The following is a 14,061-nucleotide window of genomic DNA, read 5'->3' on the forward strand; positions in this document are numbered from 1 at the left end:
TCCTTAGCATTCACGCAAGTAAGTGAGAGAGTCCTTATAGGCCTGAGCCGGATCGTCGGCACGCACCCGGCACTCGTACACGACATAACCCTGATAGTTATCGGCACGCAGCTGATCGAACAGGCTGGCGAAATCGAGGCTGCCGCTGCCCGGCTGATAGCGGTGGTTATCAGCAATGTGCACATGACCCAGCAGGTCGCGGTTGTGATGCAGCGCTTCCGTCAGGGAGTCTTCTTCAATATTCATGTGGTAGAAATCACCGATGATCTGCACGTGCTTCAGGCCGTTCTCTTCGATATAACGACGCGCATCGGCCAGGGTGTTGATCATATGATCCTGATAGCGGTTCAGCGGCTCCAGGTAGACGGTAGTACCGGTGCGCGCTGCCACCTCATCCAGCCAGCGCAGGGAAGCGCTGACCGCTTTGCGATCGCCGTCCAGGCTACGTGGCGAAGTCATTGGCGGCAGACGGAAGGTAAACATCCCCCACGCAGCCGGAACGATAATCCCCTTGCCGCCCACTTCTGCCAGCGCTTCCAGAATGCGTTCAATCTGCTGTAGACCGTTCAGGCGGCGTTCTTCGATAAAATCCCCGATCCAGCCATCGTATCCGCCACAGGCCGTCGTGACCGGCAGGCCGGTGGCTTTGATAGCCGCTTTTACTTCGTCGAGATTTTCCACCAGCAGTCGGCCATCGATTTCGTAGCCATCAAATCCCATCGCTTTGATGTATTCGAATTTTTCCATGATAGCGGTCGGGAAAAAGGCCTGGTTTTGTGTTGCGATTTTCATGATTTGCTGTCCTTAGCTTAAAAAGTGACGCCCATTTTGATACTGAGTTCCGGGTGCTGATCGACATACTTCATATAGCTTTCCGGGCTGGTGGTGAAGGTGACGACCGGGTCGATCAGATCTTCGCAATTGAGATAACCGTTCATCAGCAATTCCCAGCAGGTCTCTTCAATACGCTTGCGGCTCCAGCGCGGATAATCCGGGTTGGGTTCACTGCATGCGCGGGAGAAGACAATTTTGGCGTTATTGAAGTGTGCTTCGCGACCAAGGTTGAAGCCCGCCGCGAACGGCTTGGCGAAAGCCACATAGGAGATGGTGCCGCCGTAGGCGAGACCGCGCAGCGCAGATTGCAGCGCATCTGCGAATCCGCTGGTTTCGATGATCACATCTGCGCCCTGCTTGCCGGTCAGTTTCTTAATTTCCAGACCGACATCGGTACCGATTGGGTTCAGGCAGTGGTCTGCACCGTGACGGCGGGCGATCTCACAGCGGTGTTCGATAGGATCGACACCAATAACCACTGACGCGCCGGCTTTTTTCGCCAGCTGAATCGCAATCTGGCCAATCGCGCCCAGCCCCACAACCACGACGAAATCCCCTACGCGGACGTTAGCATCACGCACGCCGCTCATGGCGAACTGCGCCGGATCGTAACAAACGGCGTTTTTCCAGGATGCGCCCTGCGGCATTTTGCGCAGCTTATAGTTGTTCACCGCGTTAACGATGACCGTTTCCTGCAACGGGCCGTAGCAGCAGACGCTGTCGCCGATCTGGTATTCCGTCACGTCCGCACCACATTCGATGATGTCGCCGACGATCATGTTCCCCAGCTGGAATTTACCAAATTCGATACCGCGCGCTGCACCTTCTTCACGCGGGGTAAACATCTGCCACTCAGCGTTGAACTCTTCATCGATGAACGGGCTTGCCGCGCGGAAATCCACGACTTCAGTACCGTGTTTCGGGGCGCCATAACGGGCACGAATCTTCACCTCGTGTGCTGCAACAGGACGATCTTCGTATTCCACCAGCGCCGCTACACGAGGCGCTGTCGCAACTAATTTTTTCATGACTGACTCCTTGTTAAAATCGGCCGCCTCAGCCCTTCACGCCGCCGGCGGTCAAACCACTTTTAATGAAACGTTCAGACAGGGCATACATAATGACGACCGGAAGTGCCGTTACCAGCGATGCAGCCATCATGCGACCCCAGATGTAATCTGGCGTACTGAAGAGCGTGTTCAGCCCGACCGGCAACGTGAAGTTGCTGGCGCTGGACAGGAAAATGGAGGCGAACAGATAGTCATTCCACGCCACCATGAAGCAGTAGACAAAGACCGACACCAGACCCGAGATCGCCAGCGGCACGGTGATGCGGAAGATGATTTGCAGGCGGTTCAGGCCGTCCATCATCGCGGCTTCTTCGATTTCGTCCGGGATGGTGTCGAAATAGCTGCGCAGCATAAAGACCGCGGTAGGCAACGTCTGCGTCACCATGGTGATGATCAGCGCCAGTTCGGTGTCATAAATGCCGAGCGCGGTGATGATTTTGAACAGCGGCACCACCAGCAGGATCCCGGAGAACATATAGACGGTGTAGAAGCTCGCATTGATCGTCGTGCGCCCTTTAAAGCGCAGTTTGGATAACGCATACGCGCCCAGCGTGCCGAGAAACACCGCAATGACCGAGGAGGTCAGCGACACCACCATACTGTTACGGAAGTAATCCACAAACGGGAAAATCAGCGGGTTAAAGATGTCGATGTAGTGCTGTAGCGTCCACTCCTGCGGCAGAATGGTCGGGTGCAGCGAGATCGCCTCTTTCGCACTTTTGAACGACGTCATCAACATCACAAAAAACGGAAACAGCGTGATAATCAGAAATAGCGCCAGTCCCAGATAAAAACCGATACGGCCCAGAACGCGTTTATTTGTTGCCATTGAGGTTTACCCTTTTTCTGGTCAGCAGAATGACCGCGAAGATGATCACAAACAGCACAACGGAAATGGCGGCTGCTTTACCCAGGTCATTGAACGCAAAGGCGGTTTTGTAGAGATATACGCCCAGAATGTCGACCTTGGTGGTGAGCAGATACACATCCGCAAACATGTAGAACATCCAGATGGTTCGCAGCGTGACCACCGTGGCCAGCACCGGCATGATGGCGGGCAACGTCACGATACGAAAACGCTGCCAGGCATTTGCTCCGTCCATCTCTGCCGCTTCGTACAATGATTTATCAATGGTCTGCAAAATCGCGAGGAACGAGATAAAGGCGTACGGGAAGTAACGCCAGATGGCGAACAGCACAACCAGGACAAAACTGCTGCCAGGATTATCGAACCACAGCGGCGCCTGATCGTAGAGATGCAGCAGATCAACGCCCAGGTAGTTCACAATCCCGTAGCCGTTGTTGAACATATATTTCCAGGCAAATACCAGTGAAATAGACGGCGTCACGTAGGACAGAATCACCAGTGAACGTGCCGTTTTCCGCATGCGGAATTCACGGTTAAAGAAGATCGCTACGGCCAGCCCCAGCCCGGTGCTGCCGAGCACGACCAGCGCCGTGTACCAGAACGTCATCCACAGGGAGTGCCAGAACGCAGCATCGCCCAGAATGCGAATGTAGTTATCCAGGCCGACAAACACCGCATCAATACGCGGGTTCAGCGGTAAACGTAAAAAACTGATTTCAATGTTGGAAATCATTGGCCAGGCCACCAGGCCCCCCAGCAAAATCAGGCTGGGGGCCAACAGCAGCATGGCGAAAGGCATATCTGAACGACCAGAAAACAACGTCTTCATAATTCCCTTCGCAAAGCGCTCCTATCGTTGTGATATCAGGTCAGTCAGTTTCTTCTGGCTGTTGCTTAACGTCGCATTGAGATCTTTTTGTCCCACCGTCACGTTATGCACCATGGAACTGATAATGCCGGAGCCGGTAACGTCTCCCATGCGGGTAAAGTTTTTATCGCCCACGGCGCCAAATACCTGGACGTTCGGGAACTGCGCAATCAGCTCGTAAGGCAGTTGGCCAAAGGCTTTGATCACGTCGTTGTTTTTCCAGCTCTCAGTGCCCACCACGAGTTTGTTCACCGGCAGCGCCGCGCCAGGGGACATCATCACCCAGTCAGACGCGTTTTGAGCCTGCTCCATCCAGGTCACAAACTTTTCTGCCGCCTGCGTTTCCTCTTCGGTCTGGCCGGTCGTGATCGTCAACGAGGTGATCATGCCGTACACGGCTGATGATTTTTCCGTCGGGACCACGAACCCCAGGTTGGCCGGATTGCCATCTTTGTAGACCGCGGGCAGGATATAGGTGGAGTAAACGGCCATCGGCGCAGAGCCGTTCATGAAGGCGTCTTTGATCTCCATGACATCATTGGAGCCCGGCATGGTGTTCGCGGCCAGTGCCCGATAAAACGCCAGCGCTTTCGACATTTCAGGGGTATCGATTTTCACGTTGCCGTTTGCATCAAAGACGTTGGCTCCGCCTGACAAAGCAAACTGCGAGAAGGCCTGCTCCGTCATGACGCTTTCTGCGGTTGGAAGCGCGATACCGTAATGTTTTTTCGCCGGATCGTTGAGCGCCTGACTGGCTTTCAGCAGTTGCTCCCAGTTGTGCGGTTCTTCGATTCCCGCTGCCGCGAGCGCATCTTTGTGATACCAGACGCCGGACAGCCACGCGCTAACCGGCACCCCCGTCCATGCCTTGCCGTCTTCGGTGCGAACAACGCGTAAAATACCGTCGTAAAAGGTATCTTCACCGACGGCGTTAATCGCGTTGCCGATCGCGTCACGGTCCAGCAGTTGCTCTTTATCCATGACTTTGGCGTAGTCATGGCTGACTTCAATCACTTCCGGCAGCGCGCCGGTACGGGCCAACGTAATGACCTTGGTGTTATAGGCATCTTCCTCAACGGGGACCTGTTTCACCGTAATAGTCTGGTTTTCTTTCTCGAATTTTTCGATCAGTTTCGTAATAACTGCCTGACGCTCCTGTTCTACCGACGAGTGCATAAACTCAATGGTGACCTGAGATGCTTTATCGTCCTTACAGCCTGATAACAGGGCGCACGAAACCAGTGCTGATAACAGCACAATTTTGGGCATTTTCATTTTAGGGTCCTTTTTAGTTTTCTTTAATCCACATTACCTGCCATGGATTGAGGGTCAGTTCCGTACCGCTAATTTCTTGTCCTGAGAGTAATTCCCTACCAAAGAGCGTTTGTCCATAAACGGTCTGCATTTTATTGCTAAAATTAAATAATGCTGTCATTCGCTCACCATTTTCAGCAACACGAACAATTTTAAGAATATGTTCACCGATTGCGTCAAAAATAGCCTGACTATCCGGATGGAACGCACGCTCGCCGCGACGAATAGCAATAAGCTCACTCAAACGAGAATAAATTTGATAACGAATACTCTTATTATTAAGCTCCCGATCAACCTGACCTGCGGTGTATTTCTTCCTGTTTATCGCGCGATTATATCCGAGACGCTCGACACCTTCATAATCGTTACGCGAACCAAGAATGCTTTGAATATATACAGCCGGTACGCCAGGAAAACTTAACAACACAGCATGCGCCAGGATGAACCGCGCAATGCGCTCATCATCTGAGCTGTCTCGCAAACTCAACGCATCAAGATAGGTGACATTAATTTCATAGGGGCTTCGCGTTCCGTCAGGATTATTTTTCCAGTTGACCAGCGCGCCTTCCTGCTGAAGCTTTTCGACCAGCGAAAGGATCTCTGATTCCGGAAGGATGCCGCGTAACGGGTTCAATCCGATACCATCATGTGAAGCCAGGAAATTAAACCAGGTGGTGTAAGTTGAAGGCAGCGCCAGCGAGCCCGCCCACCGGCACAGGGCTTTAACATCCTGACGATGAACGGCGTGCAGCACCAGCGGTGGTAAGGAAAACTGATAGACCATCTGGGCTTCATTTTCACCATCACCGAAGTAAGAGATATTGTCTTTGTGGGGAACATTTGTCTCAGTGATGATCACCGTGCCAGGCGCCACGGCGTCCGTAATGGCGCGGAACAGCTGGATAAGGCAATGGGTTTGTTCCAGATGGATACAGGTGGTTCCCGGGATCTTCCACATAAACCCGACCGCATCCAGACGGATATAACGCGCGCCTTCCATGAGGTAATGGAGCAGAACGTCAACCATGGCAATCAGCACCTGCGGCGAGGCGAAATTGAGATCGATCTGGTCATCGCTGAATGTGGTCCACAGATGACGAACGCTGCCATCATTAAGCGTGAACGGCGTCAGCAGCGGTAATGCGCGGGGACGCGTCACCGCCGATAAATCGGTTTCGGGATCGACAGAAATAAAGAAATCTTCGTAGCCCGGCTTCTGCGCCAGATAATTAGCAAACCATTCGCTTTTCGCTGACATATGGTTGCAAACGAAGTCAAACATTAAGCTGGCAGACTGTTTTAATTCCGCGATATCTCGCCAGGTTCCGGTTTCAGGTGCAACTTCGTGATAATCAATAACGGAAAATCCATCATCCGACGACCACGGATAAAACGGTAACAGATGGACATGAGAAAACGTGCGAGAAAGCCATTCATTATAGAACCGGGTAAATACCGGCAACGCTTTCTCCCCTTTCGCGGAGAACTGATCGGCATAGGTAATCAGCACAACGTCTTTTTCATCCCAGCCTGACTTACGCTTTTCCGTAATATTAACCGCCGCCCTTTCAAGCTTAGTTAATAACACGTCAAGGTTTGCATCTGAAAATGATTCACCGTAAATATGATTGATAAGTTTTTTAATTTTTGCGTTCACATTATTTTCCATGGTATCGGTCCCACGGATTGGCAATCTACTCCCATGTAAAATATCTGTCAACGGACCCGGGGGCAGAAAGCAGCAATCTCAGCGCAGCGCAACGCATTATTGTGAGCTGCCGCAAAGAAAGCAGAAAAGCAGAAGAAACGCAGAAGGGAAAGTCATGCCCCTTCTCTGGGCGAGAAAGGGCTTATGCGGGAGGAACTAGCGTGACAGGTAGCGCCGGGAAACGCGTTTTGCCAGCTTCTGTAACAGCGGCTCCAGAGCGACCGCCAGCAACATTCTGACCGGCTTGCGGGCAACAGACTTGATCGCCCAACCCGCCACACCGGCCGGGCCATAACGTAACGCCGTCATCAGAACCAGTTTACCTGCGATTTTCAGGCCGGGTTTTACCTTTTGACCGGCCTGTTGCCAGTTTTGTTTCATGTAAGTTCTCTCTTAAAGCTGACGAAAACGACTTCTCAGCGTAAAGGTATCGGAGGTGACATAACGTTCCATCTCGCGCAATCGCTTCTCCCCTGCGCTCAGCTGTTCATCCACCGCGTTCAGGAGATCGCTGCTGGTTGGCGTGTTCTCCGCATCCAGCTCACCTTCCGGCATAGGATCGAGTACAAACGACAGAATGATGTATGCCACCAGTGTAATAAAGGCCAGGCCGAAGAAAATCGATAATACAGTGACCACACGCACCAGTTTTACCGGAACATCCAGATAGTGCGCCAGCCCGGCGCAAACGCCCCGAACCATGCCCTGCTGTGGGATCCGCCACAGTTTTTTATTCAGATTCAGTCCAGCCATTACCGTTCCCTCCAGTTCGGGTGTTCCGCGTCCAGGATCGCTTCCAGCGCCTGAATACGTTCGCGCATTTTATTTGCCTCGGCAGAGAGCTGCGCCAGCCGCTGTTGTTCACTCTGCGACAGCTCACCGCGTGAAGAGCGGTTGCTGTAGTGCAGCCATAACCAGATGGGCAGAACAAACAGCACGAAAATGGTCAGGGGTATAGCCAGAAAAAGCGCGCTCATGTGTACTCCTTGTCTTACGATGCGGCACGCTCAGGTGCCGCAGGAATTATTATTGGTTGTCTTGTTTCATTTTGGCTTTCAGCGCAGCCAGTTGCTCGCTAATTTCATCATCGGCCTTCAGGTCAGCAAACTGCTGATCGAGGGTTTTCTGTTTACCGATGCTGTGGCTCTCGGCTTCCGCTTCCATGTGGTCGATACGACGTTCAAACGATTCGAAACGGGCCATCGCTTCATCCAGCTTGCCGCTGTCCAGCTGGCGACGCACGTCGCGGGACGAGCTTGCAGCCTGGTGGCGCAGCGCCAGCGCCTGTTGACGTGCACGGGTTTCGCTGAGTTTGTTTTCAAGCTCACCAATCTCTTTCTTCATACGCGCCAGAGTATCATCCACCAGCGTCACTTCGTGTTCCAGCGTGGCAACCATGTCGGTCAGCTTCTGCTTCTCAATCAGCGCAGCGCGAGCCAGATCTTCTTTATCTTTACGCAGCGCCAGTTCCGCTTTTTCCTGCCATTCGTTAAGCTGGGCAGTTGCCTGCTCGATACGACGCGTTAACTGCTTTTTCTCTGCCAGCGCGCGGGCGGAGGTGGAGCGTACTTCAACCAGCGTGTCTTCCATCTCCTGAATCATCAGGCGCACCAGCTTCTGCGGATCTTCCGCTTTCTCCAGCAGCGAGTTGATGTTGGCGTTCACGATGTCGGCAAAACGAGAAAAAATACCCATAATTCAATCCTCATAGTTCTGTTATCGGGCGATGCCCTGCTGAGTAGTTAATACAAATCCCATGCCAACTTTTTATCTTATTGATTTTACTGAGTGTGATTGATATTTATCCAGCCAGCGGCTATTCTCACCTGGTGAATATCACTAAGGAGTGGTTAATTTCATCATGGCTGAATATAAAGATAATTTGCTTGGCGAGGCCAACAGCTTCCTGGAAGTGCTTGAACAGGTATCGCGCCTCGCGCCACTGAATAAACCGGTGCTGATTATCGGTGAGCGCGGAACGGGTAAAGAACTTATCGCTAACCGCCTGCACTTTCTGTCTGGCCGCTGGGACGGCCCTTTTATTTCGCTTAACTGCGCGGCGCTGAATGAAAACCTGCTCGACACCGAGCTGTTTGGTCATGAAGCTGGCGCCTTTACCGGCGCACAAAAACGCCATCCCGGACGCTTTGAGCGCGCCGATGGCGGAACGCTCTTTCTCGACGAGCTGGCGACCGCGCCGATGCTGGTGCAGGAAAAGCTGCTGCGCGTCATTGAGTACGGTGAACTGGAACGCGTTGGCGGCAGTCAGCCGCTTCAGGTCAACGTTCGCCTGGTATGCGCCACCAACGCCGACCTGCCCGCGATGGTGGCTGAGGACAAATTCCGCGCCGACCTGCTGGACAGGCTGGCTTTCGATGTCGTTCAGCTGCCGCCGCTGCGGGAGCGGCGCAGCGATATCATGCTGCTGGCCGATCAGTTTGCCATTCAGATGTGCCGGGAACTGGGTCTGCCTCTCTTTCCGGGCTTCAGCGAACGGGCCACCGGGACCCTGCTCGGTTACTACTGGCCGGGCAATATTCGTGAACTGAAAAACGTGGTGGAACGGTCCGTTTACCGGCATGGCAGCAGCGAGACCGAACTGGACAACATTATTCTCGATCCTTTTCGGCGCGAGGATAAACAGCTCCCTGCTCCGGCGACGCGCCAGCAGGCTCCGGCGTTGCCGCTCGATTTACGCCAGTTCCAGCATCAGCAGGAGCAACAGCTGCTTGAGCAGAGCCTGAAAGAGGCGAAATATAACCAGAAACGGGCAGCTGAACTGCTGGGTCTGACCTACCATCAGTTAAGGGCATTGCTCAAAAAACATCAAATGCGCTGACATTATCAGCACTTACCCCCAGACATTTTTACGAAGCAGGCGTAAGTGCGATACACTTTGCAGATCGAATCTAAAAACCTTAAAAACTATGCGCCTGGTTTTATCGTCCCTGTTTGCACTCGGTCTGTTCAGCAATCTGGCCTTTGCTGCGCCCGATCGCGCTGTGCCCCCTGATATCCGTGATAGTGGTTTCGTCTACTGCGTCAGCGGGCAAGTTGATACCTTTAATCCGCAAAAGGCGGGGAGCGGCCTGATTGTTGATACGCTGGCCGCGCAGCTTTACGATCGCCTGCTTGATGTCGATCCTTACACCTATCGGCTGGTCCCGGAACTTGCCGAGAGCTGGGAAGTGATGGATAACGGCGCCACATACCGCTTCCGTTTACGCGATGACGTCGCTTTTCAGCACACCCCGTGGTTTACCCCAACCCGTAAGCTCAACGCGGATGACGTGGTTTTCACCTTCCAGCGCATATTCAACCGCAATCATCCGTGGCATAACGTTAATGGCGGGAACTTCCCCTATTTCGACAGTCTGCAATTCGCGGACTCGGTCAAAAGCGTTCGCAAACTGGATAACCGTACGGTTGAGTTTCGTCTGAATCGCCCGGATGCCTCCTTCCTCTGGCATCTGGCGACGCACTACGCCTCGGTCATGTCAGCCGAATACGCGGATCAGCTGACGAAAAAGGATCGTCAGGAACGTCTCGATCGTGAGCCTGTAGGCACCGGTCCGTTCCAGTTAGCAGAGTACCGCGCCGGACAATACATTCGCCTGCAACGACACGATCGTTTCTGGCGCGGCAAGCCGCTGATGCCGCAGGTTATTGTTGATCTGGGTTCAGGTGGAACAGGCCGACTCTCCAAACTGCTGACCGGCGAGTGCGACGTGCTTGCCTGGCCTGCGGCCAGCCAGTTGACCATTTTGCGCGACGACCCACGCCTGCGCCTGACCCTGCGCCCGGGCATGAACATCGCTTATCTGGCGTTTAACACCGATAAGCCGCCGCTGAATAATCCGGCCGTGCGCCATGCGCTGGCGTTAGCGATCAACAACCAGCGTCTGATGCAGTCGATTTACTACGGTACCGCGGAAACCGCCGCCTCTATTCTTCCGCGCGCCTCCTGGGCCTATGACGGCGAGGCGAAGATTACGGAATATAATCCGGCGAAAGCGCGCGAACAGCTTAAAGCGCTGGGGGCAGAAAACCTGACGCTACAGCTGTGGGTGCCCACCAGCTCTCAGGCGTGGAACCCCAGCCCGCTGAAAACGGCTGAGCTGTTGCAGGCTGATATGGCGCAGGTGGGCGTTAAGGTGATCATCGTGCCTGTCGAAGGCCGTTTCCAGGAGGCGCGTCTGATGGACATGAATCACGACTTAACGCTGGCTGGCTGGTCCACCGACAGTAACGACCCGGACAGCTTTTTCCGTCCGCTGCTGAGCTGTGCGGCAATCAACTCCCAGACCAACTACGCCCACTGGTGTAACCGGGAATTTGATGCCGTGCTGCAAAAAGCGTTGGCGTCTCAACAGCTTGCCTCACGCATTGAGGCCTACGATGAAGCGCAAAATATTCTGGCCAGAGAACTTCCCGTGTTGCCGCTTGCCTCTTCCCTGCGCCTCCAGGCCTACCGTTACGATATTAAAGGGCTGGTACTCAGCCCGTTTGGTAACGCCTCCTTCGCGGGCGTGACCCGTGAGAAAGAACAAGAGGTGAAAAAACCATGATTATATTTACCTTGCGTCGGCTGCTGTTACTGCTGGTGACCCTGTTCTTCCTGACCTTTGTCGGCTTTAGCCTGAGCTACTTTACGCCGCACGCCCCGCTTCAGGGCTCATCTCTCTGGGACGCCTGGCTGTTCTGGTTTAATGGCCTGCTGCACTGGGATTTTGGCGTGTCCAGCATCAACGGACAGCTCATCTCCGAACAGCTGAAAGTGGTTTTCCCGGCCACCATGGAGCTGTGTATACTCGCCTTTGGCTTTGCCCTCATGGTGGGGATCCCGGTGGGAATGCTGGCGGGAATTTATCGTAATAAATGGCAGGATAAATTTATTAGTGCGCTTGCCTTAATTGGCTTTTCCATCCCTGTTTTCTGGCTGGCGCTGCTGCTTACCCTCTTCTTCTCACTGACGTTAGGCTGGCTGCCGGTATCTGGCCGTTTTGACCTGCTGTATAACGTGCAAACGGTGAGCGGCTTCGCCATCGTTGACGCCTGGCTTTCTGATTCAGTCTGGCGCGACGAAATGATCGTGAGTGCGCTGCGCCACATGGTGCTGCCGGTGCTTACGCTGGCCGTCGCGCCGACGACCGAAGTGATCCGCCTGATGCGCATCAGCACTATCGACGTCTTCGATCAAAACTATGTGAAAGCCGCCGCCACGCGCGGACTGTCTCGCCTGACGATTTTACGTCGCCATGTGCTGCACAATGCGTTGCCCCCCGTAATCCCACGTCTTGGGCTGCAATTCTCAACCATGCTGACGCTGGCGATGATCACCGAGATGGTTTTCAGCTGGCCGGGCCTTGGGCGCTGGATGATCAATGCCATTCGCCAGCAGGATTATGCGGCGATCTCCGCCGGCGTGATGGTGATTGGCTCGCTGGTCATTATTGTTAACGTTATTTCCGATATTTTGGGTGCCATGGCCAACCCATTGAAGCATAAGGAATGGTATGCCTTACGATAACGTCTACAGCGAAAAGCGCACGCCCGGTGCGCTACGCACAGTGTGGCGTAATTTTTACGGCGACACCACGGCGATGATCGGCTTTTACGGCTGCATTGGCCTCGTGTTGCTGTGCGTTTTGGGTTCGTGGTTTGCACCGTATGGCATCGATCAGCAGTTCCTTGGCTATCAGCTTTTACCGCCGTCGTGGTCGCGCTACGGGGAGGTTTCGTTCTTCCTGGGGACTGACGATCTCGGACGCGACGTGCTAAGTCGTTTGCTGAGCGGCGCCGCACCGACGGTGGGCGGCGCGTTCGTGGTCACCCTGGCTGCCGCGATCTGCGGCCTGGCGCTGGGCATTTTTGCCGGCTCAACCCACGGGCTGCGGTCGGCTGTGCTTAACCATATTCTTGATACCCTGCTCTCTATTCCTTCGCTGCTGCTGGCGATTATCGTCGTGGCCTTCGCGGGGCCGCACCTCACCCATGCGATGTTCGCCGTCTGGCTGGCCATTCTACCGCGCATGGTGCGCTCGGTTTACAGCCTGGTTCACGACGAGCTGGAGAAAGAGTATGTCGTCGCCGCCCGTCTGGATGGCGCCACCACGTTTAATATTTTGTGGTTTGCCGTGCTGCCTAACATTGCCGCCGGGCTGGTGACGGAGATCACCCGCGCCCTGTCGATGGCGATTCTGGATATCGCAGCGCTGGGCTTCCTGGACCTTGGCGCGCAGCTCCCCTCCCCGGAATGGGGCGCCATGCTTGGCGATGCGCTGGAGCTGATTTACGTTGCGCCGTGGACGGTCATGCTGCCGGGCGCGGCCATCATGGTGAGCGTGCTGCTCGTTAACCTGCTGGGCGACGGGATCCGCCGCGCAATCAATGCGGGGGTGCAATAATGCCGTTACTCGATATCCGCAACCTCACGATCGAAATTAAAACGGGCGAAGGCTGGGTCAAGGCCGTGGATCGCATCAGTATTACGCTCGCAGAGGGCGAAATCCGCGGGCTGGTGGGCGAATCGGGTTCGGGGAAAAGTCTGATCGCCAAGGCCATTTGCGGCGTGGCGAAGGACAACTGGCGGGTGACCGCCGATCGTATGCGCTTCGACGACATCGATTTGTTGCGTCTCTCCCCGCGCGAACGCCGTAAACTGGTGGGCCATAACGTCTCGATGATTTTCCAGGAGCCGCAATCCTGTCTCGATCCGTCCGAGCGCGTCGGGAAACAGCTGATGCAGAACATCCCCGGGTGGACCTATAAAGGCCGCTGGTGGCAGCGTTTCGGCTGGCGTAAACGCCGTGCCATTGAGCTGTTGCACCGTGTCGGGATCAAAGACCATAAAGACGCGATGCGCAGTTTCCCCTACGAACTGACCGACGGTGAATGCCAGAAAGTGATGATTGCCATCGCCCTGGCGAATCAGCCGCGTCTGCTGATTGCGGACGAACCAACGAACGCGATGGAGCCAACCACCCAGGCCCAGATTTTCCGCCTGCTCACGCGTCTGAACCAGAATAACAACACCACCATTTTGTTGATCAGCCACGACCTGCAAATGCTGAGCAAGTGGGCGGATAAAATTGACGTAATGTATTGCGGCCAGACGGTAGAAACCGCGCCAAGCGAAGACCTGGTGACGACGCCGCATCATCCCTACACGCAGGCGCTGATCAGGGCGATCCCGGACTTTGGCAGCGCGATGCCGCACAAAAGCCGTCTGAATACGCTGCCTGGCGCGATACCGCTGCTGGAATCGCTGCCCATTGGCTGCCGTCTGGGTCCGCGTTGCCCGTATGCTCAGCGCAAATGCATCGAAACACCGCGCCTGACAGGGCCGAAAAATCATCTGTTTGCCTGTCATTTCCCGCTGAACATGGAGAGAGAGTGA

General features: G+C 54.6%; 15 protein-coding genes. 5 read left to right on the forward strand and 10 right to left on the reverse strand.

Translation table 11 applies throughout. The features are described 5' to 3' along the window. Window positions 1–3: 3 nt before the first annotated feature. From ACQG0T_RS12290 to pspA, 10 genes are all read right to left on the reverse strand, one after another. Window positions 4–792 (reverse strand): sugar phosphate isomerase/epimerase family protein, encoded by a 789-nt coding sequence (locus ACQG0T_RS12290; protein WP_017383087.1) that lies wholly within the window; start codon window positions 790–792, stop codon window positions 4–6. A gap of 17 nt (window positions 793–809) precedes the next feature. Continuing rightward, window positions 810–1,862 carry a zinc-dependent alcohol dehydrogenase gene (locus ACQG0T_RS12295; RefSeq protein ID WP_015570403.1) on the reverse strand — a complete coding sequence of 351 codons (1,053 nt, stop codon included), beginning with the start codon at window positions 1,860–1,862 and terminating at the stop codon, window positions 810–812. A 28-nt stretch (window positions 1,863–1,890) separates the two neighbouring features. Next, window positions 1,891–2,733 (reverse strand): carbohydrate ABC transporter permease, encoded by an 843-nt coding sequence (locus ACQG0T_RS12300; protein WP_015570402.1) that lies wholly within the window; start codon window positions 2,731–2,733, stop codon window positions 1,891–1,893. Then, window positions 2,720–3,601 carry a carbohydrate ABC transporter permease gene (locus tag ACQG0T_RS12305; RefSeq protein ID WP_003856862.1) on the reverse strand — a complete coding sequence of 294 codons (882 nt, stop codon included), beginning with the start codon at window positions 3,599–3,601 and terminating at the stop codon, window positions 2,720–2,722. Before ACQG0T_RS12305 ends, ACQG0T_RS12300 begins: the two co-directional genes overlap by 14 nt. Window positions 3,602–3,622: 21 nt before the next feature. Further along, complete coding sequence (locus ACQG0T_RS12310) at window positions 3,623–4,915, reverse strand: ABC transporter substrate-binding protein (protein ID WP_271040287.1); 1,293 nt, start codon at window positions 4,913–4,915, stop codon at window positions 3,623–3,625. Window positions 4,916–4,928: 13 nt separating this feature from the next. Next, complete coding sequence (locus tag ACQG0T_RS12315) at window positions 4,929–6,623, reverse strand: sugar phosphorylase (protein ID WP_271040288.1); 1,695 nt, start codon at window positions 6,621–6,623, stop codon at window positions 4,929–4,931. Window positions 6,624–6,818: 195 nt separating this feature from the next. Next, a complete protein-coding gene (gene pspD, locus ACQG0T_RS12320) occupies window positions 6,819–7,043 on the reverse strand; it encodes a phage shock protein PspD (protein ID WP_033486864.1) in 225 nt (74 codons plus the stop codon). Between the two features lie 12 nt (window positions 7,044–7,055). Continuing rightward, window positions 7,056–7,415, reverse strand: coding sequence for an envelope stress response membrane protein PspC (gene pspC, locus ACQG0T_RS12325; protein WP_006810819.1), 360 nt, complete (start codon window positions 7,413–7,415; stop codon window positions 7,056–7,058). Then, a complete protein-coding gene (gene pspB / locus ACQG0T_RS12330; protein WP_003856853.1) occupies window positions 7,415–7,639 on the reverse strand; it encodes an envelope stress response membrane protein PspB in 225 nt (74 codons plus the stop codon). The genes pspC and pspB overlap by 1 nt, the downstream gene beginning before the upstream one ends. Window positions 7,640–7,688: 49 nt before the next feature. Continuing rightward, window positions 7,689–8,357: a phage shock protein PspA gene (gene pspA, locus ACQG0T_RS12335; protein WP_015570399.1), complete on the reverse strand. Its 669-nt coding sequence runs from the start codon at window positions 8,355–8,357 to the stop codon at window positions 7,689–7,691. Between the two features lie 151 nt (window positions 8,358–8,508). Between pspA and pspF the strand changes: the two genes are divergently transcribed. The 5 genes from pspF (at window position 8,509) to sapD (ending at window position 14,061) form a co-directional block, all read left to right on the forward strand. Next, on the forward strand, window positions 8,509–9,501 hold the full coding sequence (gene pspF, locus ACQG0T_RS12340; RefSeq protein ID WP_271040289.1) for a phage shock protein operon transcriptional activator: 993 nt from the start codon (window positions 8,509–8,511) through the stop codon (window positions 9,499–9,501). Window positions 9,502–9,589: 88 nt separating this feature from the next. Then, window positions 9,590–11,230, forward strand: coding sequence for an ABC transporter substrate-binding protein SapA (gene sapA / locus ACQG0T_RS12345; protein ID WP_047637229.1), 1,641 nt, complete (start codon window positions 9,590–9,592; stop codon window positions 11,228–11,230). Then, on the forward strand, window positions 11,227–12,192 hold the full coding sequence (sapB, locus tag ACQG0T_RS12350; RefSeq protein ID WP_017383081.1) for a putrescine export ABC transporter permease SapB: 966 nt from the start codon (window positions 11,227–11,229) through the stop codon (window positions 12,190–12,192). Before sapA ends, sapB begins: the two co-directional genes overlap by 4 nt. After that, a complete protein-coding gene (gene sapC, locus ACQG0T_RS12355; RefSeq protein ID WP_003856843.1) occupies window positions 12,179–13,069 on the forward strand; it encodes a putrescine export ABC transporter permease SapC in 891 nt (296 codons plus the stop codon). The genes sapB and sapC overlap by 14 nt, the downstream gene beginning before the upstream one ends. Continuing rightward, on the forward strand, window positions 13,069–14,061 hold the full coding sequence (sapD, locus tag ACQG0T_RS12360; protein ID WP_003856840.1) for a putrescine export ABC transporter ATP-binding protein SapD: 993 nt from the start codon (window positions 13,069–13,071) through the stop codon (window positions 14,059–14,061). The genes sapC and sapD overlap by 1 nt, the downstream gene beginning before the upstream one ends.

It is taken from the genome of Enterobacter cloacae complex sp. 302F9 (genome assembly GCF_050030335.1).
GTDB classification, from domain to species: domain Bacteria; phylum Pseudomonadota; class Gammaproteobacteria; order Enterobacterales; family Enterobacteriaceae; genus Enterobacter; species Enterobacter hormaechei_C.

Bases quoted from the DNA above. Each gene is read 5' to 3' on its own strand.
- ACQG0T_RS12315 (WP_271040288.1), bottom strand. From the start codon at position 6,623: ATGGAAAATAATGTGAACGCAAAAATTAAAAAACTTATCAATCATATT.
- ACQG0T_RS12300 (WP_015570402.1), bottom strand. From the start codon at position 2,733: ATGGCAACAAATAAACGCGTTCTGGGCCGTATCGGTTTTTATCTGGGA.
- sapB (WP_017383081.1), top strand. From the start codon at position 11,227: ATGATTATATTTACCTTGCGTCGGCTGCTGTTACTGCTGGTGACCCTG.
- sapC (WP_003856843.1), top strand. From the start codon at position 12,179: ATGCCTTACGATAACGTCTACAGCGAAAAGCGCACGCCCGGTGCGCTA.
- pspB (WP_003856853.1), bottom strand. From the start codon at position 7,639: ATGAGCGCGCTTTTTCTGGCTATACCCCTGACCATTTTCGTGCTGTTT.
- pspC (WP_006810819.1), bottom strand. From the start codon at position 7,415: ATGGCTGGACTGAATCTGAATAAAAAACTGTGGCGGATCCCACAGCAG.
- ACQG0T_RS12290 (WP_017383087.1), bottom strand. From the start codon at position 792: ATGAAAATCGCAACACAAAACCAGGCCTTTTTCCCGACCGCTATCATG.
- ACQG0T_RS12305 (WP_003856862.1), bottom strand. From the start codon at position 3,601: ATGAAGACGTTGTTTTCTGGTCGTTCAGATATGCCTTTCGCCATGCTG.
- ACQG0T_RS12310 (WP_271040287.1), bottom strand. From the start codon at position 4,915: ATGAAAATGCCCAAAATTGTGCTGTTATCAGCACTGGTTTCGTGCGCC.
- ACQG0T_RS12295 (WP_015570403.1), bottom strand. From the start codon at position 1,862: ATGAAAAAATTAGTTGCGACAGCGCCTCGTGTAGCGGCGCTGGTGGAA.
- sapD (WP_003856840.1), top strand. From the start codon at position 13,069: ATGCCGTTACTCGATATCCGCAACCTCACGATCGAAATTAAAACGGGC.
- pspD (WP_033486864.1), bottom strand. From the start codon at position 7,043: ATGAAACAAAACTGGCAACAGGCCGGTCAAAAGGTAAAACCCGGCCTG.
- sapA (WP_047637229.1), top strand. From the start codon at position 9,590: ATGCGCCTGGTTTTATCGTCCCTGTTTGCACTCGGTCTGTTCAGCAAT.
- pspA (WP_015570399.1), bottom strand. From the start codon at position 8,357: ATGGGTATTTTTTCTCGTTTTGCCGACATCGTGAACGCCAACATCAAC.